The following is a 22419-nucleotide window of genomic DNA, read 5'->3' as shown; positions in this document are numbered from 1 at the left end:
CGCGTCATCAAAATAGCTACAGTTCAGGCACTCAAACTTACAGGAATAATCAACCATGTCTAATCAAAACCGCCAATTGCTTGTACCGCTAACGATGAACCAAGCAGATCCTAACGCCATGTCTCAAAACATTCTCGTGCTCGGTGCCGGTGAACTCGGCCTACCGGTGCTACGCAGTCTTGCGCACCGCGCGAAGGGCATCGACGGTGTGAAGATCAGTGTCCTGCTGCGCGCAAGTGCCGTTGAGTCCAGTGCACCAGGCAAGCAACGTGATATCGCGGAGATTCGATATCTTGGGATCGAGATTGTCGTAGGAGATCTTGTGAAGAGCTCCATTGATGAGCTCGCCGTAGTATTCGCACAATATGACACAGTACTCGGTTGCGCGGGTTATGCGGCGGGAATCGACACGCCAATGAAGTTAGCGCGCGCTGCCTTGCAGGCACGAATCCCAAGATATTTTCCATGGCAGTTCGGCGTGGATTTTGACGTGATCGGACGCGGCAGTCCGCAGGACATTTTCGACGCACAGTTAGACGTGCGAGAGCTTTTGCGTAGTCAGCATCAGACTGAGTGGGTGATTATTTCGACCGGCATGTTTATGAGCTACTTGTTTGAGCCCGAATTCGGCGTTGTTGATCTACAAAACCATGCAGTCCATGCACTGGGCAGCCTCGACACCGCTGTGACACTGACGACTCCCGATGATATCGGAGCGCTAACTGCCGAAGTCATGTTCGCAAAACCTCGAATCCAGAACGAGATTGTCTATCTAGCCGGCGATACCGTGACTTACGGAGAGGTCGCCGACAAGTTGGAAGTGTCCCTCGGCCGCCCCTTTACCCGTTCGGAATGGAGCGAGGAGTATTTGCTGGGCGAACTGGCCCGCGACCCGCACAATATGATGCGCAAGTACCGTGCAGCCTTTGCTCAAGGACGGGGTGTCGCTTGGGATAAGAGCGGCACGTTCAATAGTCAACGCGCCCTCGCAGTTACCGACGTGGCGTCGTGGATCAATGTAAACCTGATTTCCGGCCGCAGCAAGTAATCGTCATCCAGAGGGCTAGACTCCTGGCCCTTCCTTTTCTTAGAGTTTTCCCAATGTCAGCAACTGGCCGGAAGCTGCCATCCGCTAATTAACTTGTTGCCGATAATCTCTACTGGAAATAGCTACTGAGTTTCCATCTGGGTCTTTAGCGTTAGCGAATTGATAGCCATTTGCCTGATGGATGCTGCCAAACTCCAGACCTCTTTTCGCAGATTCGACCTTGAACGATTCAACGTCGGAAACACTGAACATCAGTTTGACTACCGCCTGCCCAAATTTCAGGGATTTGGCGGCCTGATGAACCAAGAGGTTGATGCCGACGGCGGGACTATTCAATTCAATGAGGCCATCGTGCATCTCACCAGTCGTCTTAAATCCAAAATGTTCTTTGTAGAAAGCACTGGTAACTGCAGGATTGCGGGCGTATATCAAAATCGTATTGAGCGATGCAGTCATGGGTTTTAGTAGAAGAGTCAAGCAGGTGAAAGTTCAGGGGGGCACTGTATCAAAAACCGCTATTTTTTTCAGTGAATCTTCGACTCGCCATGGAAGACTGCTTCTGGCCGATTGCGGTCGTTGAGACTCTGGTGCACTGGATCCTGCATCAAGTTGCATCGTTTTTTGAAATACATAAATTGGCAGATGAGTTCTTTCTCAGGCGGGCTTCTTTCAGAGATTGCAAAGTCTCTCGGATAGAGGCCGATTTCTTATCTGATATACCCACGATTCTTCACGAAGAGTTATACGGGTATCACTCATGTTTTCACTTACGATCAGAAGCGCGAGATGGACTACGAACCGTGACGCAAGTCAATTGCGTCACCCGATGTTTATAAAAAAACCGAGTGCGTTTAGTTTATACAATTTACTTGACACGGTATTTTGTTGGAACGATACTAAAACCCATATTAATTTTGTGACTATAGAAGTTACGAAATTTTCACTCTGTTTTTTGGCAGCAATATTGCTGCATAAATAGTGGCTATACAGCCTTCGATCTGCGCGTCAGCGCATCGAAGGCTTTTTTTTTCAAATTCACGGTTGTGGCAGCAGTACTGCTGCTTTACATATACCGGGCTATAAAGCCCCCGCTTTGCGCATGCGCGCATTCGGGGGCTTTTTTTTTGCGTTAAAGGCGGCTATGGCAGGGCATGGACAAAAAATCGAGACAGTAAAAATCGCTTGCATACAAATGGAGCCGCATATCGGCGACGTCTCCGGCAACCGGGCGGCGGGCATCTGGCTGATTGAGGCGGCGGCGCGCCAGGGCGCCAAGGTGATCGTGCTGCCGGAGCTATCCAATTCCGGCTATGTCTTCAACAGCACTGAAGAAGCGTTCGGTCTGGCTGAAGAGGTGCCGGACGGGGCCTCTTGCGAGGAGTGGATTGCCGTGGCGCAGCGTCTCGGCGTGCATATCGTGGCAGGTATCGCTGAGCGTGAAGGAGGCGTGCTCTACAACAGCGCCGTGATGATCGGGCCGGATGGCTACATCGGAAAATATCGCAAGCTGCATCTCTGGAACCAGGAAAACACTCACTTTTCGCGCGGCAATCTCGGCGTGCCGGTGTTCGACACGCCGTACGGGCGCATAGCCGTGGCGATCTGTTATGACGGCTGGTTTCCCGAGGTTTATCGGCTTGCCGCGTTGCAAGGTGCGCAGCTTGTTTGCGTGCCCACCAACTGGGTGCCGATGCCGAGTCAGCCCGCCACGCGCGATCCCATGGCGGTCACCCTGACCATGGCGGCCGCGCACGCCAATTCCCTCTTCATTGCCTGTGCCGATCGTGTCGGCGTCGAGCGCGGTCAGGAGTTCGTTGGCCGCAGTCTCATCACCAATTGCAGCGGCTGGCCGGTGGCCGGGCCCGCCAGCGTCGCGCAGGAAGAAATCATCTACGCAGAAATCCGGCTGGCCGATGCGCACGAGCAGCGCCGCCTGAACAAATTCAATCAGCTTTTACAAGATCGACGCGACGATGTCTATGGCAGTTATGACATCGCTGACGCGACAATCGCCGCCGCCGAAGTATTGAAACAGACATTCGGAAAATGAAATGTCGGGGCGAGGTGGCATGCGTGGGGACGGAAGTGGTTTGAAGGGTAGCGAACAGGGAGTTCTTTCATTTTCAATCATGGGGAAAACAATGAAAAGTTTCATGAAGAAAAAGTCGGCAGGGATGGTGCCGGCAGCAATTGTGGCGGCAATGGTCGCTGGCTTCGCATCGCCGACGAAGGCACAAAGCAACGTGACGATCTATGGCAATCTCGACACCGCCATCGGCAAGACCAGCAACGGCGCCGTGACGATGGGGCCGGGATATTTCAACTGGCTTGGCTTCAAAGGCACGGAACAACTCGATGGGGACCTGAAAGCCGTGTTCAATCTGCAGATGCGTTTCAATCCCGACACGGGTGGCTTGTCCAATCCAGGTACCTTTTGGCAAGGCGAGTCTACCGTCGGCCTGCAAAGCGCCACGTTCGGGACGGTGCGTCTCGGCCGGGCGATGACGCCGATGTGGAATTCGCTCTGGTTGTTCGAACCGTGGGCCAATGGCGCGACTTTTGCTACGTTGTCGGGATACCAGACGGGCAGCTACAGCAGTGATGGGGTAACCGACACGGCACAGAATTTTGCAACGTTTGCGCGTATTAACAACGGCGTCTTTTACGATTCGCCGAGTTGGTCCGGCGTCCACTTTTCCGCTGCGGGCGAGGCGGAACTGGCGCAGGGCGCGCGTGCGCGCAACAAGGGCCTGGCGTTGAACTATGACGGCGGGGCGTTGACGGCAATGGTGTCGTACGAAAAGAACCACCAGTACGATGAAATTGCCTATGCGGGCGCCACGTATGTGCTGGGAGGACTCAAGGTGTTCGGCAGCTATGCGCATACCAAAGTATTGAACGTGAAACCGGAAAACCTGTATCTGCTGGCCGCGACTTATGCCCTGAATGCCAGCGATTCGCTGCGCGCCGGCCATGGTCGCAACAGCGGACTGCGCAGCCACAAGACCAGTCTGGGTTACGTACATGCTTTCTCGAAGCGCACCAGCGTGTATGCCGACGTGTGGAATGAACACATCGCCACCGGCGTCAACGGCTACGTAGTTGGTATCAGTCATTCGTTTTAAGACCGGCGCAAACGGTCGGCGAGGCAATTAATGTTCAACGCTGCTTGCGTCACATGCGCAAGAGGGCGTTCAATGAAATCATCTTAGGGAGTTACATCATGTTCAAGCACATTCAACGTCACACGCAACTGCATACCCTTGCCCTTGCCGTCGCCTGTCTGGCGGCAGGTTCCCCGGCGCTGGCGGCGGACGCCATCAAGATCGGCGTGCCAATCGGCCTGTCCGGCGCCAACAGCGTGGTGGCGCCAGGCGTGGTGCAGTCAGCACAATTGGCGGTCGATGAAATCAACGCCGCCGGCGGCGTGCTCGGTCGCAAGCTGCAGCTGGAAATCGCCGATGACGGCTCCGGTGCCGTCGGCGCACAAAAGGCCTTCGATTCGCTGGTGTTTCAAAAGAAGGTCGACGTCGTGATCTCGATGGAAACCAGCGCCGCCCGCAATGCCGGTCTGCCCATCGTCAACCGTGGCAAGGTGCCGTACATCTACACCTCGTTCTATGAGGGACATTCGTGCAGCCCGTGGTTGTTCGTCAATGCCTGGGTGCCCGAGCAGCAGGTGCCGCCGGTGGTCGATTACTTCATGCACTACAAGAAGGCACAAAACTTCTTCCTGGTCGGCAGCGACTATTCCTTCGGTCGCGGCATGCTGGCGTTCACCCGCAAGTTCATTGAAAGCCAGGGCGGCAAAGTGGTCGGTGAGGAATATCTGCCGATGGATGGCACCGACTGGACCGCGATCCTGAGCAAGCTGCGCGCCAGCAAAGCCGATGCACTGATCACCTCGACCGCCGGCGGCGCACCAAACGTGTCGCTGACCAAGCAGCTGCGCGCCACCGGCCTGAACATGCTGTATGGCAATCTCGCCGTGGATGAAGGCACGGCCAAGAGCATGGGGGCGGACGGCCAGGGCTTGTATATCTCGGCGTCCTACGTCACTGGTATCGACAGCCCACAAAACAAGAAATACCTGAGCGACATCACGAAGAAGTTTGGCACTGACCTGAAGGTGCCCAATGACTTGTCCGTGCCGCAATACGAAGCCATCTATCTGTACAAGGCAGCGGTTGAAAAGGCCGGCGGAACCCAGGCCGACAAGGTACGCCTGGCGCTCAGCGAAGTGTCCTATGACGGTCCGCGCGGCCACGTGCAAATGTCCAAACAGCATCATGCGCCCTTGAACATGTATCTCGGCCAGGTGCAGGCGGACGGTAGCGTCAAGGTGATCCAGAACTTCAAGAATGTCAGCCCCGGAGAGCAATGCCCCAGTAATTGAAGCAGTGCAGGCTGCATGGTAATGACGCAGGTTCGCGCACCGGCCTGGCCGGTGCGCGGCGGCAAACCGGCAAACAAGTATAAGGAGGAGAGATGTCGTTGTTTTTGGATATTGTGAGTTCAGCCGCGATTTTGTATCTGGTGGCGGCGGGGCTGCTGATGATCTTCGGCGTGATGAAGATCATCAATTTTGCGCATGGCGCATTTTTGACGATCGGCGCCTATGCCAGCCTGGTCGTCACGCAACTGGGACTCAGTCCCTGGCTGGCGCTGCCGGCGGCGATGGTCACCGGCTGGGTGTTCGGCATGGCAATCGAGTATTGCATCGTGCGGCCCTTGTATGCGCGTCCGCTGGACGCCATCCTGGCGACCTGGGGATTGGGCATCGTGATTGCCCAGGTCATCACGCTGGTGTTCGGCCGCGAAGGGCAGTTCGTCAACAGTCCTCTGTCCGGGCCGCTTGACGTTTTCGGTACCGATTACTCTGCCTACCGTCTGCTGCTGATCGTGTTGGCGGCGATCCTGGCGCTGGCCATGAGCCTGCTGCTGACCAAAACGCGCTTCGGCCTGGTCACCCGCGCCGTGATCATGAATGAAGAACTGGCACGTGGACTCGGTATCCACTCGGGCCGCGTGCGTTTCTTCACGTTCAGTCTGGGTGCTGCGCTGGGTTGCCTGGCAGGCACGCTGATTACGCCACTCTCGGGCGTAGATCCGAATATGGGCATCCCTTGGCTGATCAATGCCTTCATGCTCGTGATGGTGGCGGGTTCTTCCATGTTCGGCCTGGTGGCGGCAGCGTTGCTGTTCGGCGGCATCCAGATTTTGTTGAGCACTTACGTCAGTCCGGTGCTGGGCGGGATCGCCATTGTGCTGTTGTCGGCGATCACACTGCGTATTCGTCCCAAGGGTTTTTCTCATGACTAACAGTATTTCCACGAGCGGCCTCACACGCCAGGCACGAGCCAGTCGGTCCTTGTTGCCGGTGGCAGGTGTCTCGATCGCAGCACTGGTGCTGGTGGCAGTGATGCCGTCCGTGTTGGACACTTACCTTCTCAACATTCTGATCCGCGCCTTTTGCTTTGCCATGGTGGCGCTGACGGTCGACATCCTGTGGGGCTATACCGGCGTGCTGACTTTCGGCCAATCGGCGTTCTTCGGCATCGGTGCTTATGCCGCCGGGCTGGTGTTTACCCACATGGGCTTCAGCCCTGCCCACGCCTGGCTAGCGCTGGGCATCGCCGTGGCAGGCGCTGCAGCCGTTGCGGTGCTGGTCGGCTGGCTGTCGTTTTATCAAGGCGCGACGCCGCTGTATGCCTCGGTGATCTCGCTGGTGTTGCCGATCGTGATGACGCAGTTGCTGTTCTCGGGCGGCACCTTCACCGGATCGAGTTCGGGTCTGACGGGCTACACCATGATCGACCTGTCGCTGGAAGCCTGGTTCTGGATCGCCGGCGTGACGCTGGTGCTGGTCACCGCCGCGGCCTGGGTGTTCGTGCATAGCGACGCCGGCAAGATCCTTATCGGCATTCGCGACAATGAATCGCGTTGCGAATACCTTGGTATCAATCCCTCGCGGGTGAAGATCGGCTTGCTGGCCGTTACGGCCGTGGTCGCCAGCGTGGCCGGTTTCGGCTACGCCTCGTTCAGCGGCGTGGTCGCGCCGGAACTCTCGGGCTTTGTGTTCGGCACCGAAATCATCATCTGGGTTGCACTCGGTGGACGCGGCACGCTGATCGGGCCGGTGCTCGGCGCAATCTTCATCGAAACTACCAGCGCCTACCTGAGCGGCAGTCTGCCGTTCTTGTGGAAGTTGCTGGTCGGCGTCGGTTTCGTGCTGGTCATCATTCTGTTGCCGCAAGGGCTCATGCCGCTGGCGCTGCGACTGCGCCGGTTCTTGCCGCGCCGCCTGGCCGGTGGCGTCAACGCGGCGGCGCCGACATTGCTGGAAGCGCCTGGACAGAAACCCTACAGCATCGATCGTTCCACCCCGGCCATGCGGCTCGAACATGTCGCCAAAAATTTCGGCAGCCTGAAGGTGCTGGAGGGCATCGACATCGTGGCCTATCCCGGTGAACTGGTCAGTCTGGTGGGCCCCAACGGCGCCGGCAAAACCACCCTGATGCGTTGCATGAGCGACGGTGCAGAGAGAACTTCCGGCACCATCAGGATCAATGAACATGATATCCGCCGGTTGCCCGCCTACCGCTGCGTGGGATTCGGTATCGGCAGGAAATTCCAAACCGCCAACGTGTTTGAATCGCTGACGGTGGCCGAATGCCTGCGTATCGCCAGGGCCAAAGTCGAGCGGCCGTCGTTGCTGCGGCAAAAAAACACGCTGTCGCTGCCGTCGTATGCACTGGCGGTGTTACGCGCCACCGAGCTGGATCGCAAGCTTGATCAGGTCTGTCGCAACTTGTCGCACGGCGAGCAGCAGGCGCTGGAACTGGCGATGGTGCTGGCGCTGGAGCCGCGCGTGATTTTGCTCGATGAGCCGACGGCGGGCCTGACCAAGGCCGAACGCACGAAGATCGGTCATATTCTTATCGAGCTGTCGCGCGACTACGGTCTGTGTTGCCTGCTGGTGGAACACGATCTTGATTTTGTGTGTGAAATATCGTCGCGCGTGGTGGTGCTTCATCAAGGAAAAATCGTCATGCAGGGCACCGTGAAAGAAGTGGTCGAATCCGAACTGGTGCAATCGGTGTACGCGGGTAACGCAACGCCGGTATCCCAAGCCTTGCAGCCGGCAACAGCATCGAAAGGAGCGACGGCATGAGTGAAGCAGCATTGACCCTGAGCGACATGTCGAGCGGTTACAAGGATTCCATCGTCGTCAGAAACGTGTCCTTGTCGGTTCATCCTGGCGAAATTGTCGCGCTGGTAGGCAAGAACGGCATGGGAAAAACCACGCTGCTCAAGTCCATCATGGGCTATTTGCCGAAGCAGAACGGGTCCGTACGCCTGTTCGGCAAAGACGTCACCAGACAGCCCGCGCATCGGGTGGCGCGCAGCAACATCGCCTACGCTCCGCAGTCGAGATCGCTATTCCACGATCTGAATATCCGCGACAACCTGCGCCTGGGGCTATCGAAGGATAAACTCTTCGACGAGCGCTTTGCCGAAGTGGAGGACTTGTTTCCTTTCCTTAAGGGGCGCATGGCGCAACGGGCCGGCACCCTGTCCGGCGGTGAACAAAAGATGTTGCTCATTGCCCGCGCCCTGATGGTGCGTCCGGCGCTGATTCTGATCGATGAAGTGACCGAGGGCATGCAGCCGTCGGTGATTGATCGGGTCGCCACGGCCTTGCTGCATCAACGCAAGACGCATGGCACCTCGATACTTTTCGTGGAACAAAACGTGCCGTTTGCGGTGGCCGTTGCCGATCGTTACACGGTGCTCAAGCTCGGTGAAATCGTGGAAACCGGTGACACCGCCGGTGCCGACTGCCAGCGCGATATCATGCGCCATTTGAGCGTATGACGCCGCTTTGAAGGGAATAAGGACGATGGAAAAAAATTCAGGAGTGCAGCTCGCGCGGCGCATTGCTGCCGGCGAGTTGCCGGCGCAAGACGCCATGGCCGAAGCTTGTGAACGGATTGCCGCATCGGAGCCGGAAATCCAGGCCTTTGTGGCGACGCTTGACCGCGCTACAGCGCTGTCCCATGCGGCACAGGCGCGCGGACCTTTGGCTGGTCTGGCGGTGGCGGTCAAGGATATTTTCGACACTGCCGATCTGCCCACCGCCTATGGCTCGAGCATCTATGCCGGCTATCAACCGGGCAGCGATGCCGCCATCGTGTCCTTGATCCGGCGTGCGGGGGGAACCGTGATCGGCAAGACCGTGACCTGCGAATTCGCCTACATGGCGCCGACGCAGACCCGCAACCCGGCAGATCTGCGGCGCACAGCGGGGGGCTCCTCGTCCGGTTCCGCCGCCGCTGTTGCCGCCGGCATGGTGCCGTTCGCCATCGGCACCCAGACCGGCGGTTCGACGATCCGGCCGGCCTCATTCTGCGGCATCGCCGGTTACAAGCCGAGCTACGACTTGTTTCCCACACCGGGCATGAAATATTTTTCGTGGTCGCTCGATACGGTAGGCTTGTTCGCCGCCACGGTCACGGACGTGGCGTGGTTTGCCGAGGCGCTGATTGGACGGTCGTTGGCACGCTCCCCGCTGGACATGCGCCAGCTGGTGGTCGGCATCCCGCAAGCCTATCCCTGGGAAGCGCCGTCGGCCTCCGCCACACAGGCCGTGCAGCAAGCTTCAACAGCGATTGAGGCCGCCGGCGGCAAGGTAAGGCAGATCGCGCTGCCGGCCTGGATCGGCGAGCTCTACCGCGCTCACGCGCCCTTGCAGGAATACGAGGCGACGCAAACGCTGGCGTTTGAATTTGACCGTCATCGCGGCAGCCTGTCACCCATGCTCGGTGACTTCCTGCAACGTGCGCAGCGCATCTCGGTGGTGCAATACGACGCCGCGCGCAAGTTGATCGATGACGCCAAAATGCAGATGGATAGTCTATTCGAGGGTATCGATGTCTTGCTCACGCCCAGCGCACCTGGAGAAGCACCGATGGGATGGACTTCAACCGGCGACCCTGCCTTCAACAAGGTATGGACATTGCTTGGTACGCCGTGCGTCAGCGTTCCCGGTTTGTCGGGCCTGGAAGGATGCCCGATGGGCGTGCAAGTGATTGCGCCCCCGTGGCAAGACCAGCGCTGCCTGGCTGCAGCCGCCCTGGTGGAGGCAGCGATCAGGACATGCCGATTCTGACGCGTGCGCCGGCAATCGCCCGCAGCGGGCGCGATTTGATTTGAAACGAGCAACCAATATGACGGCCATGCAGAGAACCACAGAGAACGCAGCAAGGGAAACACCGTTGTCGGAATCATCCACCGAGCCGTGGCGTGTGGGCATCCTGTTTTCACGCGCCGGCATTACCTCGGTCACCGAGTCTGAGCATTTCTTTGGCACCGTGCTGGCCATCGAAGAAATCAATGCGCGCGGCGGCGTGCTGGGACGCCCGCTGGTCCCGGTTGCACTCGACCCCAAGGGCGACCTTGCGGAGTATCGCCGGATGGCGCATCAGATGCTGTCGCGTGAAGATGTCAACGTCATTTTCGGCTGCTCGACTTCATCCAGCCGCAAGGCGGTGCTGCCCGAAATTGAACGCAAGAACGGCTTGCTGTGGTATTGCTCGCTGTATGAAGGCTTTGAATATTCGCCCAACATCATTTACACCGGCGCGGTGCCGAATCAGAACAGCTTGCAGCTGGCCGCCTACCTGCTCAAGAATTGCGGAAAACGCATCTACCTGATCGGCTCGGATTATATTTATCCTAGGGAATCGAATCGCATCATGCGCGATATCGCCGAGCAGCATGGCGGCGAAATCGTCGACGAAATCTATTTGCCGTTCAACGTCAGCAGCGCAGAAATAGAACTAGCCGTCCGGGAAATCAACAAGGCGCAGCCCGAGGCCTTGTTTTCCACCGTTATCGGCAGCCCCTCGCGCGAGTTCTATCGCGTGCTGCACGATCTGCGCATCGATCAGAAACCGTTACCCGTCGCCAGTCTGACGTTGGGCGAGACAGAACTCAAGCTGATCGGACCGCAATTTTGCAAGGGCCACATCGTGTCGGCTACCTATTTCAGTTCCTTGCCCTCGGAGGAAAATCAGCGCTTCGTTGCCTCCTATCGCCAGCGTTTCGGCAAAGATGCCACCGTCAGCGCATGGGGGCAGGCGGCCTACGGCCAGGTCTGTTTGTTCGCAAAAGCACTCGAACGGGCTGCATCGATGGACACGCAGAAATTGGTCGAAGCCGTTCTTGAAGAACGCTACGATGCGCCGGAAGGCGCCATCTCCGTGGAACCTGAAAATCATCACCTATGGTTGCAGCCGAAGATAGGCGTGGCGCGTGAGGATGGTAATTTCGACGTGGTCTGGCAGGCAAAAGAGGCTGTCAAGCCCGATCCTTACCTGACGACCTATGAGTTTTCTGAATTCTGGCTGGAGTAGGAACGCGACATGAGCAGACTGTTTGAAGACTTGCGCCATTTGCGGGTGGCGGTGATTCATCCCCCCGGGGAGGATCGCGATATTTTGCAAGGTCAGCTCAAGCGCATCGGTTGCCAAGTGCGTTGGATATGGCCGTTTTGCGCGACACGTCCGGCCGATACCGACGTCATATTCTTTCTGGTCGACAGGGAACAAACCGTCACCGCCGAATGGTGTTGCACCGAGACGGATGCGGCATTGATTGCTCTGATCGACTATGAGAATCCGACAGTACTCAGCGCCTTGCTGGAAACCAATGCCAGCGCCGTCATCACCAAACCTTTCCGCTCGTTCGGCATTCTGAGCTCGCTGGTGCTCGCGCGCTCGTCCAACGACTACAAGAAGCGCCTGAACAATAAAGTGAAACGGCTGGAAGACACCTTGCGCTCACGCCGTGAAATCGAAAAAGCCATCGGCATCCTGGTGGCGCGCAAGAGCATCACTGCCAGTGAAGCCTACGAAGCCATCCGCAAACAGGCAACGTCGCAGCGCATACCGGTCGTGCAGGTGGCGACCGATTTGATCCGTGCCAACGAAGCCTTCGACAAGATGGGTTTGCTAAGCGGGGATAAAAAAATCTAGTTGTCAAGCCGTACCGGCGCCAGGGCTCATTGCCGCGGCAATGAGGGGGGACTGTTGCGTCCGTAATTTGCAGCGCAAGGCGGCTGCGTGCTCATGTGAGAATCTGTGCCATCGTGCACTTTTTGGAATCGGGATGCTATGAAAATGATATCTGACATCAAGATCGGCGTGCGCCTGGCTTGTGGATTCGGGCTGGTGCTGCTGTTCGCCATCGGCTTGCTGGCGCTGGGCATGCTGAGGATGAGTCAGCTGCAGCACTCGACCGACTTCATCGTCAACACCAAGGTCGCCAGCCTTGATGCGGCAACCGAAATGCGCGAGCAGGGCCGCGCCCTGGTGCTGGTGCTGCGCAGGATCACCACACCCGTCAATCAGGCCGAGGCGGACCGCGAAGCCGCCAACCTGGCGCTCACGCTGGCCGCCTATGCCCGGGCCGAGGCGCTGGCGAAAAAACTCATTGCCGATGAAGCAGGGCGCACCGCATTGGCAAAAACTGTCGCCGACAAGAGTTCCGTGCTCCAGGTCGTTGACAAGATCCGCAACATCGTCTCGCAAGGAAATACCTTCGACGCCGCCACGCTCTTGCAAAATGACTTCGACACACCGCATGGAAAATGGATGCAGGCATTGGGCACGCTGGCGCAAGAGCAGCACGGTGCAATGCAAGTTGCCTACGATGAATCGCTGCGCAACTATCACAGCGCGATGATCGGCATGGCCGCCATCGGAATTGGCATCGTGTTGCTCGGAAGTCTGGCGGCATGGATCATCACAAGGACCATTTCGGGGCCGATCAAGCGCGCCGGCGTCATTGCCGACCACATTGCAGGTGGCGATTTGTCGCATCGGATCAAGCTCGAAGGAGCCGATGAAATCACCGATTTGCTGCGCTCCCTGCAGGCAATGCAGGCCAATTTGCTGATAATGGTATCCAACATCAAATCGAGTACAACTAACATGGTCGTCGCCTCTCAGGAAATCGCTGCAGGCAATCTGGATCTTTCGCATCGCACCGAGTCGCAAGCCAGCTCGCTCGAAGAGACGGCCAGTTCAATGCATGAGCTGACCAACGCAGTCCGCAAAAACGCGGACAGTGCGCAAGCAGCAAATCAACTGGTCCTGTCTGCCAGCGATGCTGCCGCTCAGGGTGGCGTGGTGGTGGGTCGGGTGGTGGAGACCATGAGTTTGATCAAGCAACATTCCCATAAAATATCCGACATCGTGGGCATGATCGACAGCATTGCATTTCAGACCAATATTCTTGCGCTCAATGCAGCGGTAGAAGCTGCGCGTGCAGGTGAGCAAGGGCGTGGTTTTGCCGTGGTCGCGGCAGAAGTACGTAACCTGGCGCATCGCTCCGCCAATTCCGCCAAAGAAATCAAAGACCTGATCGGCAACACGACAGGAAAGATAGACCAGGGCAGCAAACTGGCGGAAGAGGCTGGTGCATCGATGGCGCGCATTGTGGTCGGCGTTCAACACGTGGCCGACATCATGACGGAAATTAGTTACGCCAGCCGCGAGCAAAGTGAAGGCATCGAACAGATCAATCTGGCGATCGGTCAAATGGATGACATGACACAAAAAAATTCGGCGTTGGTCGAACAGGCTGCCGCTGCAGCCGACAGTATGGAGAAGCAGGCTGCCGGGCTTGGACGTGTTGTGGGTACGTTCAAAATCGCGATCGATGGCAAGCCGGATACAAGGTCAGCCGTGTTGTTATCGCTGCCATAAATTTGCGCTGCAATGGCTTTCCGGTTAGAACCATTTCCGGGTATACGGCAACACTTGCGGCCAGTAATGTTTCTTGTTCGATGGCTGCTTCTGGCCGATTACGGACACTCGTTGTCTAGGTTTTTCCATTGTTTCAAATGTTCATCAACCGACGCCTCAATGAATTCTGAAAAAGATTCCCAAGGTTTAGTTGCCACACTTTGTCCTTCAAAAAACTGAAACACGGGCGGATCATCAGCTACAGGGGAAAAGTAGTTAATTTCATAACCCTGATGCATGCAGAATACCTTCGCATCCGCGGGGATGACTGAGGACTTTTTAAGTCCTTGAAGTAGGATTAGCGCCTCTGACTGAAGCTGCAATACACGGGGATAAAATATATCGGTTCCAGCGAACAATTTTCCAGCCCGCCTTCCAGCGATGGCGATGAACTCCCTGTACGTTGCTGGCAACGTACAACCAAAATGGCGCTCTAATGCGGCAATTTCCTGATCTGTGCAACCTAACATACTCGAGGACAAAATAGTCCCACGCTGCACTAATCCATCAAACAACATCCCCACGGTACGTTTCTTCAAGATTCACCATCATAGAAATTTTTTTATCAGCTTCCGCCGATTACGGACCTCGGCAGTCATTCGTAGATTTTCCCCATAAAAAGGATATCGGCAAATCTACGCCAATGATTTGACGGCACATCGTAGAAGCGCAGTCCATTCTTTGAACTCTCTGCCCAACTGGCAGATGCTTCTAAAAAAGCACCAATATTGCCATTTTCCCAGCCTAATGCTCCCGCAGAATATGGGGCTTGAGGCGGAATAGCGTGCAATTCATTTTCTGTAAACCAGTCTGTCGATAGCACATTTACAAAATGAATAAAGCTTGCTTCGTCAACCACAGCATCTCGAGCAAGTTCAAGCTGCATTGCCATTTCTTCCTTCATATCTGCGTGAGGCATCTAGTATTTTCCTTTATCTTCCTCAGGAATTTGTCTCTCTTGAAGTCTGCTTCTTGCCGGTGCGGACTATCGAAAACTAAACTCTCGCGATAATCTGCTTTATCTCGCATCCTAGTATTTGGCTCAATTTTTTCAGGGCATTGTCTTCAATGCCAACGACATTGGGATTCATAACTTCCAAAACGTATTTAGCAAAGGCAACTGGCCATATGTAGTAAAGTTCATTAAGGGATACGTTCTTGTCGCAACATTGAGTACGAATAATTAGGTCTGAAAATTTATTGCTGTGCACTTGTGACATTGCATCACTCCACCACGGCTCCATATCCGTGTCGCAAATTGGGCAGCGAACTCCATCCCAATTCTCCCCTGCATCGATAAATGAAACCTCCAAATGCTGAGTAGCAATAATCGACTCGGCTAGTGGGAATAGCGACGCCAGCATTTCTTTTGCCGCTAGCGTGGCCTCGTCATCAGGAACGTAGTGCGGGTCAGCCGGAACAAAACACAGAAAGCTATCTGACATGGGTGAGCTAGAGTAGAAGAAATAAGGCTGTTCTTGTCGGGAAGCGAAAATGGCAAGCCGAATTGCGTTAGCAAGCTAGCGCATGCACAGATAACAGTTTGTCTATCTGAGATGCCTGCTCCTGGCCAGACGCTACCAGTCAATGTTCGAACCGGCAGGGTCGTAACGCCCTTGTTTCAATCTTGGCCACCTGAAATCGACAGAAAAATCCAACAATCCGCAAGGGACGAACGATCGAGAGAGATTACAGCCCGTGATTAATTGCTATTGAATCTATGATGGTCTTTGTGAAATTTTCGTCGTAAGATTCTTTCGCATCGAAGGACTCTTTCGGCGCAACTACTACAAAACTCACCTGCTGTCGATTTACTATGAATTGGAATGTCGTATGCCTCCAAACCACATTATTTTCTAAATTCAGATAGTCCACAATATACTGGCACCCGTTGATTGAGCCATTATCGTAGGGATGTATATCGATCAGAGTAAATTGGAATTTCTCTGACCGTCCGGGGCTGTTAAATGGTGGGAGGCAATTGCGCACAGTTCCTGGGGTAACTGGATGAACTTCATAAAACACTGTGTCTAAACCAAACTTATAGGAATTTCGAGCATCCCTTTTCCACCCCTGAGGAATAGCGAATGTAAACTGCCTTCCGGTTTCAGTGACCGACTTGAAACCTTCTGGAATTGGTCCGTCTGTTGCGCAGCTTGCCAAGAAAAGCGATAACGCAGAGATAAATATGACATTTAGCAGACGCATAGATAGGTTTACTTTTTAGTTTGAAAATAGATTTGAAAACGATCATCGTAAGGCCACAGTTACGCGGTCGATTCGGTATTGCAAATAAGCGAGAATTAACGCGAAACCGCTAAATCCGAGAGACCAATTCCTGAGTTGCAAGAGCGACGGTTCCATTTGAACGCCGTGCAGCAAAAAGTATTTGCATAAATATGTTTGTAGCAAATACACAGCGAAAGTGATCGCCAGGATGTTTAGTCGCGACAAGGCCCCGGGACTTTTCCCAACCCATTCCGCAATAAGAATGACCGGCAAGGCAAGAAACGCAAGTTTGTCGCGGCCAACTGTCTGGGGATAAATCACGGTAATCCCCAAGACAACCGCGTTAAGACTCCAGAATACAAAGACGACGGCCAATAAATATAAACACCTACCGCATCGTCGTCTGTTGGATGCTCTCGGACGTCGCATATTGGCAGATCTGAAGTAGCTCTTGGCATCATCGCAATAGAGAAAATAAATACATACCGCAAACAGCGGAACACAAATCAGCAGTTGCGAAATGAAGTTCAATTGAGCTTTCCAATTCAGGAAGGTAATCAACAAGAGGCCCGAGGCTCCCCAAATGATGTAGGCAACACGAGCCCATCGATGCGCCCAAAGAAGCCCCACCGAAGTGAAGAAAGAGGCGCAGCATATCGCGGTGAACAATTGCCATTGCACCTCGGCCGATACAGGTGCATCCGGGATAAGCGCAACCTGCTGCAAATAGCGTCCAAACAGTAGGAAGTAGATTGCGAGGTTGCCTAGTCCAAAGAGCTGCAAATAGACAATTATCGTGATGCTCGCGGGGCGAGGTGGAATCGAAACGTCGGCATTGGGTGCCGCCGGTACATCCAAATGTTGAAAGGGGAAATTATATTTTTCTGATGTCATGTTAATGAACCCGCACTTGCACTTGCATCAAGCCTGAATCGGCTTCCATCTCAAACCACACAAAATAGTGACGAACCGTCGGCGTACGCTACCGTCGTCGTCATGCCACTCTCGGTGAGGGCGCCTGTCGCGTATGCGTTTGATATTTGTATAAATACCGTACACAAGGCTATACGCCTAGAGCAGATAAAAGATGAGGACCCCGTCCCAACTTCCTAGATTATTTCTTGTATGACTTAGCTCTGGAAATTCGCGCAGGTAGAGCCGTAATTCTTCTCAGGAAACTGCGGTAACTGCAGCTCTCTTTTTGTCAAAAACCAAACGTGCAAAGTTGGCTTTGTTTATACAGAAACATTTTCCGCATGGAAATGCCTGAATTGCAAGAAATCGCAAGATACTAAGAATATGAAGCAAACTACATCGCTACTTTTTATCTGACTTTGGATATCTGAGTAGTCCCGCGGCCAATCAAGAAAAACGGATCAACGTGCCTTTATGTGATATTGGGCGACCGCTTCCGGCCGATTGCTGCCAGTCAAACTCCTCAAACTCCTTGCACAAAACTCGGTGAGATCAATGAAACTTTACGTAGTGAGCCATCCTTGGAGAATTCAAACCGAATTGAATAGAGTTCGTTCTCATACTTTAGCCACTTGTGCATGTATCCCAAGAGGGGCATGTTTTTCCCTCCACCCGAACTGAAAGGTAAGCCCAATGCCGCAACGACTGTTGACTCTATTGAATCGAAATTAAAATCGTAGGTAATCGGCCCCGCATAGCATTCGTATTCATCCTCAGCTTGGACAAAGAAATGGATGTGATGTAGTTTTTTCTCTCTCCAACCAATTTCCACACCCGATCTCTCAAACTTGTAAAACGTTGTTTTACCTAAAGGGTCGCTATCTTGATCGGGTGAATTTGTGACAACTGGAACTTCAGCTATCTGAGAGAGAAGAGAGACAACAGAGGACTCTGTTTCCATCTTTCCAAGCGCCTGAGTAAATGAATCCCAATTTAAAAGCATTTTGTAATCTATGGTTGAAATTTAGCAAAAGCGCTCTGTAGACGTCTTCTTCTGGCCGATTGCGGACTTTTCGAGTCCTTATCTTTTTTGCGGTGAAGTGACGGAATCCGGATTTAATTTTTTGAAGCGGATTGTATAGAAATACTCCGCCGTTCCTGTGGGTATTCCCAAAAGTGCGTTCATATGTACTTGGGATATTTGCTCACGGACTAAATTTCCATCTTCGTCTTTGTATATCTGATACATCCCGCTGGAATCGTTTTTCCCCCATTCTGAACTACCCGAATTTTGACTGCGTCCTCCGCCAATCAGACGATTGTTCATGCAAACAAATTTAGACTTGTCTGTCAGGTCAGTATGATATTCGCCAGCAAGGCCGTCGTCGTAGAACACACTCAATAAATAGACTCGCTCGCTTATTTGCGTAATTTTCCCATAGCGCGGACGTTCTTGAAAACGAGTACCTTCCTTCGTCCGATAGCCCCGAATCATTTTTGTCCACTCGGTCGCGTATCCAGAAATTGGGAGTACAGAGTCAAGTCCATGGGTTCTTCCATATATTTTTTCGTTCTGGTCGCCTTTTAGAAGCGAGGCAATGAACTCATACTCACCACTTAAATCCGGGCACGGAGAATTCGAATTAGCTAGCGGGTCAACTCCGGAGGCCGGAGAGCCAGGATAAATTTCCCGGTCGTGCACACAACCTGTCAATCCAACCGCCACCAATATTAGAAACAATAAATTCTTCATTTTGTATTTATGCGCTAAATGAATACTAAGGAAGGAACGAGTAATGTGGAATCAAATTAGGGTCGTCAACATCAGCTTCTGGCCGACTACGGACTTCCGTGCAAGTCAGTGGGAGCCATGCCGTGTGGATCATCGACTCAACAAGGTGACGCAATCGCTTGTGCATCGCTCTAAAAAAGAGCTGCGTGCTAATCTAACCACGCCTATGTAATCGGAACGTTTGGCATTGGTGTACATGATATGAATTTCTGAACCATAAGGAGGCCCACCAAAGTCCCAAGCCCAATATGTTCTGCCTTGATTTGCCTGAAATAAGAAAAATTCCCCTTGCTTTGGAAGCGTGATTGTTTGCTGTAGCTGGGAGCTCAGCGTGGCGCTTTGCTGATTCAGAACATTACTCAAACGCTCATGTTGATGCCCGGGCAACACGCGTCGACCGGAGCCCTTTTCCGCTTCAGCGTGCAATTTCTGATCAACTGGCGGCTTTTCCTCGCCTAGTCCTAGAAAATCCCAGTATATATTCTCGAATGCATAGTCTTCTCTGCCAATGCGCCATATCGTAGACGATTGCCCGGTGTTGTCGAAATCTCCATCTGCCTCTTCGAAGTAGGTCGCCAGACCGGCCGGCGCAAAGTATTTGTGCGGCCATTCCACGTCGATAAATCTCGCATTCGAACTCTTGTTGGCCATTTGGTGTTGCAACTCCTTGCAGGCCGGATGTCGGCACTGCGCATCCGGCGTCACAACAGTGGTCATATTGCAAAGCGTTCGCAGCTGATACTCGCCGTTTTCAAGTTTCTCTATCTGACTCACGCGCAGGCCTTCCTGGTCGCCGGTGTCTGTCGACACCAGGTAATTCACGCCTTTGAAGCGTATGAAATGCGGTGTCACAAGAACGCCGGAAGAGATGCTGCCCTTGGAAACGAGGTGATCGATATGGCCATTTTTCTCCGACGTCATCTCGAAGATCTCTATTGTTGCAAATCGCCCCGTTCCATCGACATTCCATACAAAAATCTCGTTCTTTCCATCGTTATCGGTATCGACGACAGAAGCGCCCATGTCATAGTCAGTACGGGAAAGCAACTCGATATCCGATTTTTTAATGAGTTGCTGTTCTAGCGGGTTTGGCGTGCGAGCGGGATCCGGCAATGCCAATTTGCCCGGATTTGCCAGGTATTCTGAAAGCCCCGAGCAAATTCCATTTGCGGAAGCAGCCAACGCAGGAGCCGCACAGAGGGTCGAGAAAAATATCACAATGATTTTTTTAATTGTGTTATTCATTTTGATGAAAGATGTGCGTTATGCGGTTGCAACAAATGTTGATGTCTGGCCGTTCACAGTCAAGCAATTTACGTTGCTGAAATTCGCGTTCGCACAAATTTTCCGAATCATCGCTAAAGCCAGGTGATGCCCATCATTTTCGATGTCGGCTTCTGGCCGATTGCGGACCTTGAGCGCTGATTTAGCGCTGTCCGATTTTGGCATGGCGTGTATCCAGCCACCTAACTAATTCGCACGTTGCTGATTAGTCTATTCCCTGTTTCATGCCGCCTCAAAATCCAGCTTCACGCCACGCCACCGAAGCCGCAGTACGCAAGAATCTGAGCGCCGGTACTTCCCATTTGCCGGCGATCGTCACTTTCCCACGCCATTCCTGTTGTTCGGCCGGGAGCGGTTCCGCGACGTGAAGCGCCACCCGGAACACCGCCTGTTCGGGATAAATCACACCGCTCTTCTCTCGCGCCAGGACGTCGCCGCCGAACATGGTCGCCAGTTCCGGCTCGCCCAGCGTGCGGGTGGCGTCGCGGTCGATGCTGGCTACCGTCAGAGACAATGTGCGACTGCCAAGTCCATCCGCGATGAACAGCGCCCGGTCGCCCGGCGCGATGCGATGCACGGCGTCTTCGCCGACGTAGGTGACGACCTGCCACTTTCCTGCCGCGACCAGCGAACCGAGGTACTCGCGATTTGTTAGCCATTGGCCCACGCGTAAATCGGGATCGACGTCGACCAGCACTCCGGCATACGGCGCGGTCGGCCGGTAGCGTTGGAAATCGGCGCCGACCGCGGCTTGCTCGGCCTGTGAAAAAACCAGCTGATCGTTGAGCACCTGCCAGTCCTTGCGCGTGGCGGCGTCAAAACCGGCTGCCGCCGATTGCCACGACAAGGATTGCTGGCGCGCGTCAGTCTCGCCGGTGCGCAAGTCCAGTTCCGCAGAACCTAGGCCCAGCAAAGTCTGGCCGGCCGGCACCTGTTGCATGTTCGAGACCGGCAGCGACTCGACCTGGGATTGCGGCGGTGCATACAGCGCCATATGCGTCTGCGGCTGCAGCATGCCGGACGTGCGGATGCGATCCGGCCACGGCAGCAGGAACAGCAGCGCCAGCGCTACTGCCAGCACGGCGCTGCAGCGTGCCCGGCGGCTATGCCTGAGCGCCGACCTACGCCGACGCCAAGCCTGCATTTCGTTCCAGAGCGGCAGCGACACGAACCAGACCATTTCCACGATGAACAACAGGATGCCGACCGCCTTGATGAAGAAATGGTAGACCAGCGCGGCGATGCCGAGAAACAGCACCAGCCGGTAAATCCACACCGTCCAGGCAAACAGGATCAAGCCGATCCGGCGGTGTGGCGGGAACACTTCCGGCGGCGGCTCGCCGAGCGCGAACAGGCGCTCGCGCAGATCCCAGCGCGCCAGCGCGAAACAGCGATTGTGTAAATTGGGCAAACCCAGGTAGTCCGACAGGATGTAATATCCGTCGAAGCGCATGAACGGACTGGCGTTGATCGCCAGCGTCGAAATCCATGTGGTGGTGGAAAGCAAGAAAGCCGCTTGGCGGATGCCGCCTTCAGGCAGCCAGACCCAGGCCAGCGTGGCCCAGGCGGCGATGCCCATTTCGGTGACGATGCCGGCGCCGGCCACCGCCAGACGCTGTCCGCGGCGCGGCAGTTTCCAGACCTCGTTGGTGTCCGTATATGCCACCGGCCACATTACCAGGAACGCCAGCCCCATGGTCGGCACGCGGCAGCCATAACGTTTGGCCGTCAGCGCGTGCCCCAGTTCGTGACAGGTCTTTGCAAACACTACGGCCACGCCATACATCGCAGCGCCTTCCCAGCTCAGCGTATCCATCAGCGTGCCGGCGAAGCGATCCCATTCGCGATAGGCGCCGAGCAGTCCAAAGATGCCGGCGGCGACCGTCAGGCGACGGAAGGTCGGGCTGAACAGAAAGGCCAGGCGCGGTTGCAGCCAGGTCAGCCAGGCATCCGGGCGCACCAGCGGAATGCGGAAGAACAGGTAGTTGTGCAGCAGCCACTGGAACAGGCTGCCGCGCTGTCTAGCGCGCGACGCGGCAAAGGCAGCAGCCGATCCGGGCGTCACCTGCAACAGGTTCTGCTCGCGCAAGAACAGCAGGAAATTTCCGAATGCCTCGTGGTCGAGTTGCAGGGCGGTGTCGCGATTGATGGCGTCGACGATGGCTGCGGCGTCGTTCAGATGCCAGCGGCTCAGCATTTCGAAACTGGGCCAGTCGAGCTGAAAAAAAACATTGCGCACCGGATCGTGCAAGGTCCAGCTCGGCTGGCCGTCGAACAGACGCGGCCCGGGGCTGATCGATAATTCTTCCCGCAGGTCGGGAAGCTTGCCTGGCATCACG

General features: G+C 54.9%; 20 protein-coding genes. 11 read left to right on the top strand and 9 right to left on the bottom strand.

Annotated elements, in window-relative coordinates; all coding sequences use genetic code 11:
• Positions 1–94 precede the first annotated feature (94 nt).
• Entirely contained in the window at positions 95–1048 is a 954-nt protein-coding gene (locus DXT88_RS19900; protein WP_029363673.1) for an aromatic alcohol reductase, read from the top strand.
• 84 nt (positions 1049–1132) lie between these two features.
• Here DXT88_RS19900 and DXT88_RS19895 read toward each other — a convergent pair whose 3' ends face one another.
• Positions 1133–1504: a VOC family protein gene (locus DXT88_RS19895; RefSeq protein WP_016835171.1), complete on the bottom strand. Its 372-nt coding sequence runs from the start codon at positions 1502–1504 to the stop codon at positions 1133–1135.
• Between the two features lie 685 nt (positions 1505–2189).
• Between DXT88_RS19895 and DXT88_RS19890 the strand changes: the two genes are divergently transcribed.
• The 10 genes from DXT88_RS19890 (at position 2190) to DXT88_RS23425 (ending at position 13821) form a co-directional block, all read left to right on the top strand.
• Positions 2190–3098, top strand: a complete 909-nt coding sequence (locus DXT88_RS19890) for a nitrilase family protein (protein WP_265215819.1) — start codon at positions 2190–2192, stop codon at positions 3096–3098.
• A 40-nt stretch (positions 3099–3138) separates the two neighbouring features.
• Complete coding sequence (locus DXT88_RS19885) at positions 3139–4173, top strand: porin (RefSeq protein WP_265215729.1); 1035 nt, start codon at positions 3139–3141, stop codon at positions 4171–4173.
• A 98-nt stretch (positions 4174–4271) separates the two neighbouring features.
• Positions 4272–5444: a substrate-binding protein gene (locus DXT88_RS19880; protein WP_265215728.1), complete on the top strand. Its 1173-nt coding sequence runs from the start codon at positions 4272–4274 to the stop codon at positions 5442–5444.
• A gap of 92 nt (positions 5445–5536) precedes the next feature.
• Positions 5537–6370: a branched-chain amino acid ABC transporter permease gene (locus DXT88_RS19875; RefSeq protein WP_265215727.1), complete on the top strand. Its 834-nt coding sequence runs from the start codon at positions 5537–5539 to the stop codon at positions 6368–6370.
• The gene (locus DXT88_RS19870; RefSeq protein WP_265215726.1) at positions 6363–8222 is read left to right on the top strand and encodes a branched-chain amino acid ABC transporter ATP-binding protein/permease; all 1860 of its coding nucleotides are present in this window, start codon (positions 6363–6365) and stop codon (positions 8220–8222) included. Before DXT88_RS19875 ends, DXT88_RS19870 begins: the two co-directional genes overlap by 8 nt.
• Positions 8219–8926 (top strand): branched-chain amino acid ABC transporter ATP-binding protein, encoded by a 708-nt coding sequence (locus DXT88_RS19865; RefSeq protein ID WP_265215725.1) that lies wholly within the window; start codon positions 8219–8221, stop codon positions 8924–8926. Before DXT88_RS19870 ends, DXT88_RS19865 begins: the two co-directional genes overlap by 4 nt.
• Before the next feature lie 25 nt (positions 8927–8951).
• Complete coding sequence (locus tag DXT88_RS19860) at positions 8952–10220, top strand: amidase (RefSeq protein WP_265215724.1); 1269 nt, start codon at positions 8952–8954, stop codon at positions 10218–10220.
• A gap of 58 nt (positions 10221–10278) precedes the next feature.
• Positions 10279–11466, top strand: coding sequence for a transporter substrate-binding domain-containing protein (locus DXT88_RS19855; RefSeq protein WP_265215723.1), 1188 nt, complete (start codon positions 10279–10281; stop codon positions 11464–11466).
• A gap of 9 nt (positions 11467–11475) precedes the next feature.
• Positions 11476–12087 carry an ANTAR domain-containing response regulator gene (locus DXT88_RS19850; protein ID WP_265215722.1) on the top strand — a complete coding sequence of 204 codons (612 nt, stop codon included), beginning with the start codon at positions 11476–11478 and terminating at the stop codon, positions 12085–12087.
• A gap of 144 nt (positions 12088–12231) precedes the next feature.
• Positions 12232–13821 carry a methyl-accepting chemotaxis protein gene (locus DXT88_RS23425; protein WP_321161124.1) on the top strand — a complete coding sequence of 530 codons (1590 nt, stop codon included), beginning with the start codon at positions 12232–12234 and terminating at the stop codon, positions 13819–13821.
• 98 nt (positions 13822–13919) lie between these two features.
• On the opposite strand, the gene DXT88_RS19835 is transcribed toward DXT88_RS23425, so the two are convergent.
• The 8 genes from DXT88_RS19835 to DXT88_RS19800 form a co-directional block, all read right to left on the bottom strand.
• On the bottom strand, positions 13920–14399 hold the full coding sequence (locus tag DXT88_RS19835) for an SMI1/KNR4 family protein (protein WP_265215721.1): 480 nt from the start codon (positions 14397–14399) through the stop codon (positions 13920–13922).
• Positions 14400–14455: 56 nt separating this feature from the next.
• A complete protein-coding gene (locus tag DXT88_RS19830; RefSeq protein WP_265215720.1) occupies positions 14456–14779 on the bottom strand; it encodes a DUF7660 family protein in 324 nt (107 codons plus the stop codon).
• 76 nt (positions 14780–14855) lie between these two features.
• Entirely contained in the window at positions 14856–15305 is a 450-nt protein-coding gene (locus DXT88_RS19825; RefSeq protein WP_265215719.1) for a hypothetical protein, read from the bottom strand.
• A gap of 805 nt (positions 15306–16110) precedes the next feature.
• A complete protein-coding gene (locus tag DXT88_RS19820) occupies positions 16111–16983 on the bottom strand; it encodes a hypothetical protein (RefSeq protein ID WP_265215718.1) in 873 nt (290 codons plus the stop codon).
• A 544-nt stretch (positions 16984–17527) separates the two neighbouring features.
• Positions 17528–18007 carry a hypothetical protein gene (locus DXT88_RS19815; protein WP_265215717.1) on the bottom strand — a complete coding sequence of 160 codons (480 nt, stop codon included), beginning with the start codon at positions 18005–18007 and terminating at the stop codon, positions 17528–17530.
• A gap of 78 nt (positions 18008–18085) precedes the next feature.
• Entirely contained in the window at positions 18086–18757 is a 672-nt protein-coding gene (locus DXT88_RS19810; protein WP_157137890.1) for a hypothetical protein, read from the bottom strand.
• Between the two features lie 129 nt (positions 18758–18886).
• Positions 18887–20041: a hypothetical protein gene (locus DXT88_RS19805; RefSeq protein WP_029363672.1), complete on the bottom strand. Its 1155-nt coding sequence runs from the start codon at positions 20039–20041 to the stop codon at positions 18887–18889.
• Positions 20042–20312: 271 nt separating this feature from the next.
• Positions 20313–22415: an HlyD family efflux transporter periplasmic adaptor subunit gene (locus DXT88_RS19800; RefSeq protein ID WP_265215716.1), complete on the bottom strand. Its 2103-nt coding sequence runs from the start codon at positions 22413–22415 to the stop codon at positions 20313–20315.
• Between the last annotated feature and the right edge of the window lie 4 nt (positions 22416–22419).

Source organism: Herbaspirillum lusitanum, assembly GCF_026127345.1.
Taxonomy (GTDB): Bacteria; Pseudomonadota; Gammaproteobacteria; order Burkholderiales; family Burkholderiaceae_D; genus Herbaspirillum; species Herbaspirillum lusitanum.
Note: the sequence above shows the minus strand (reverse complement) of the source record. Positions and strands in the feature narration are given on the sequence as shown.

What these genes read in the sequence shown, in the direction of transcription:
- DXT88_RS19900 (WP_029363673.1), top strand. Translation starts at nt 95, where the DNA reads ATGAACCAAGCAGATCCTAACGCCATGTCTCAAAACATTCTCGTGCTC.
- DXT88_RS19895 (WP_016835171.1), bottom strand. Translation starts at nt 1,504, where the DNA reads ATGACTGCATCGCTCAATACGATTTTGATATACGCCCGCAATCCTGCA.
- DXT88_RS19890 (WP_265215819.1), top strand. Translation starts at nt 2,190, where the DNA reads ATGGCAGGGCATGGACAAAAAATCGAGACAGTAAAAATCGCTTGCATA.
- DXT88_RS19880 (WP_265215728.1), top strand. Translation starts at nt 4,272, where the DNA reads ATGTTCAAGCACATTCAACGTCACACGCAACTGCATACCCTTGCCCTT.
- DXT88_RS19875 (WP_265215727.1), top strand. Translation starts at nt 5,537, where the DNA reads ATGTCGTTGTTTTTGGATATTGTGAGTTCAGCCGCGATTTTGTATCTG.
- DXT88_RS19870 (WP_265215726.1), top strand. Translation starts at nt 6,363, where the DNA reads ATGACTAACAGTATTTCCACGAGCGGCCTCACACGCCAGGCACGAGCC.
- DXT88_RS19865 (WP_265215725.1), top strand. Translation starts at nt 8,219, where the DNA reads ATGAGTGAAGCAGCATTGACCCTGAGCGACATGTCGAGCGGTTACAAG.
- DXT88_RS19860 (WP_265215724.1), top strand. Translation starts at nt 8,952, where the DNA reads ATGGAAAAAAATTCAGGAGTGCAGCTCGCGCGGCGCATTGCTGCCGGC.
- DXT88_RS19855 (WP_265215723.1), top strand. Translation starts at nt 10,279, where the DNA reads ATGACGGCCATGCAGAGAACCACAGAGAACGCAGCAAGGGAAACACCG.
- DXT88_RS19850 (WP_265215722.1), top strand. Translation starts at nt 11,476, where the DNA reads ATGAGCAGACTGTTTGAAGACTTGCGCCATTTGCGGGTGGCGGTGATT.
- DXT88_RS23425 (WP_321161124.1), top strand. Translation starts at nt 12,232, where the DNA reads ATGATATCTGACATCAAGATCGGCGTGCGCCTGGCTTGTGGATTCGGG.
- DXT88_RS19830 (WP_265215720.1), bottom strand. Translation starts at nt 14,779, where the DNA reads ATGCCTCACGCAGATATGAAGGAAGAAATGGCAATGCAGCTTGAACTT.
- DXT88_RS19825 (WP_265215719.1), bottom strand. Translation starts at nt 15,305, where the DNA reads ATGTCAGATAGCTTTCTGTGTTTTGTTCCGGCTGACCCGCACTACGTT.
- DXT88_RS19820 (WP_265215718.1), bottom strand. Translation starts at nt 16,983, where the DNA reads ATGACATCAGAAAAATATAATTTCCCCTTTCAACATTTGGATGTACCG.
- DXT88_RS19815 (WP_265215717.1), bottom strand. Translation starts at nt 18,007, where the DNA reads ATGCTTTTAAATTGGGATTCATTTACTCAGGCGCTTGGAAAGATGGAA.
- DXT88_RS19810 (WP_157137890.1), bottom strand. Translation starts at nt 18,757, where the DNA reads ATGAAGAATTTATTGTTTCTAATATTGGTGGCGGTTGGATTGACAGGT.
- DXT88_RS19805 (WP_029363672.1), bottom strand. Translation starts at nt 20,041, where the DNA reads ATGAATAACACAATTAAAAAAATCATTGTGATATTTTTCTCGACCCTC.
- DXT88_RS19800 (WP_265215716.1), bottom strand. Translation starts at nt 22,415, where the DNA reads ATGCCAGGCAAGCTTCCCGACCTGCGGGAAGAATTATCGATCAGCCCC.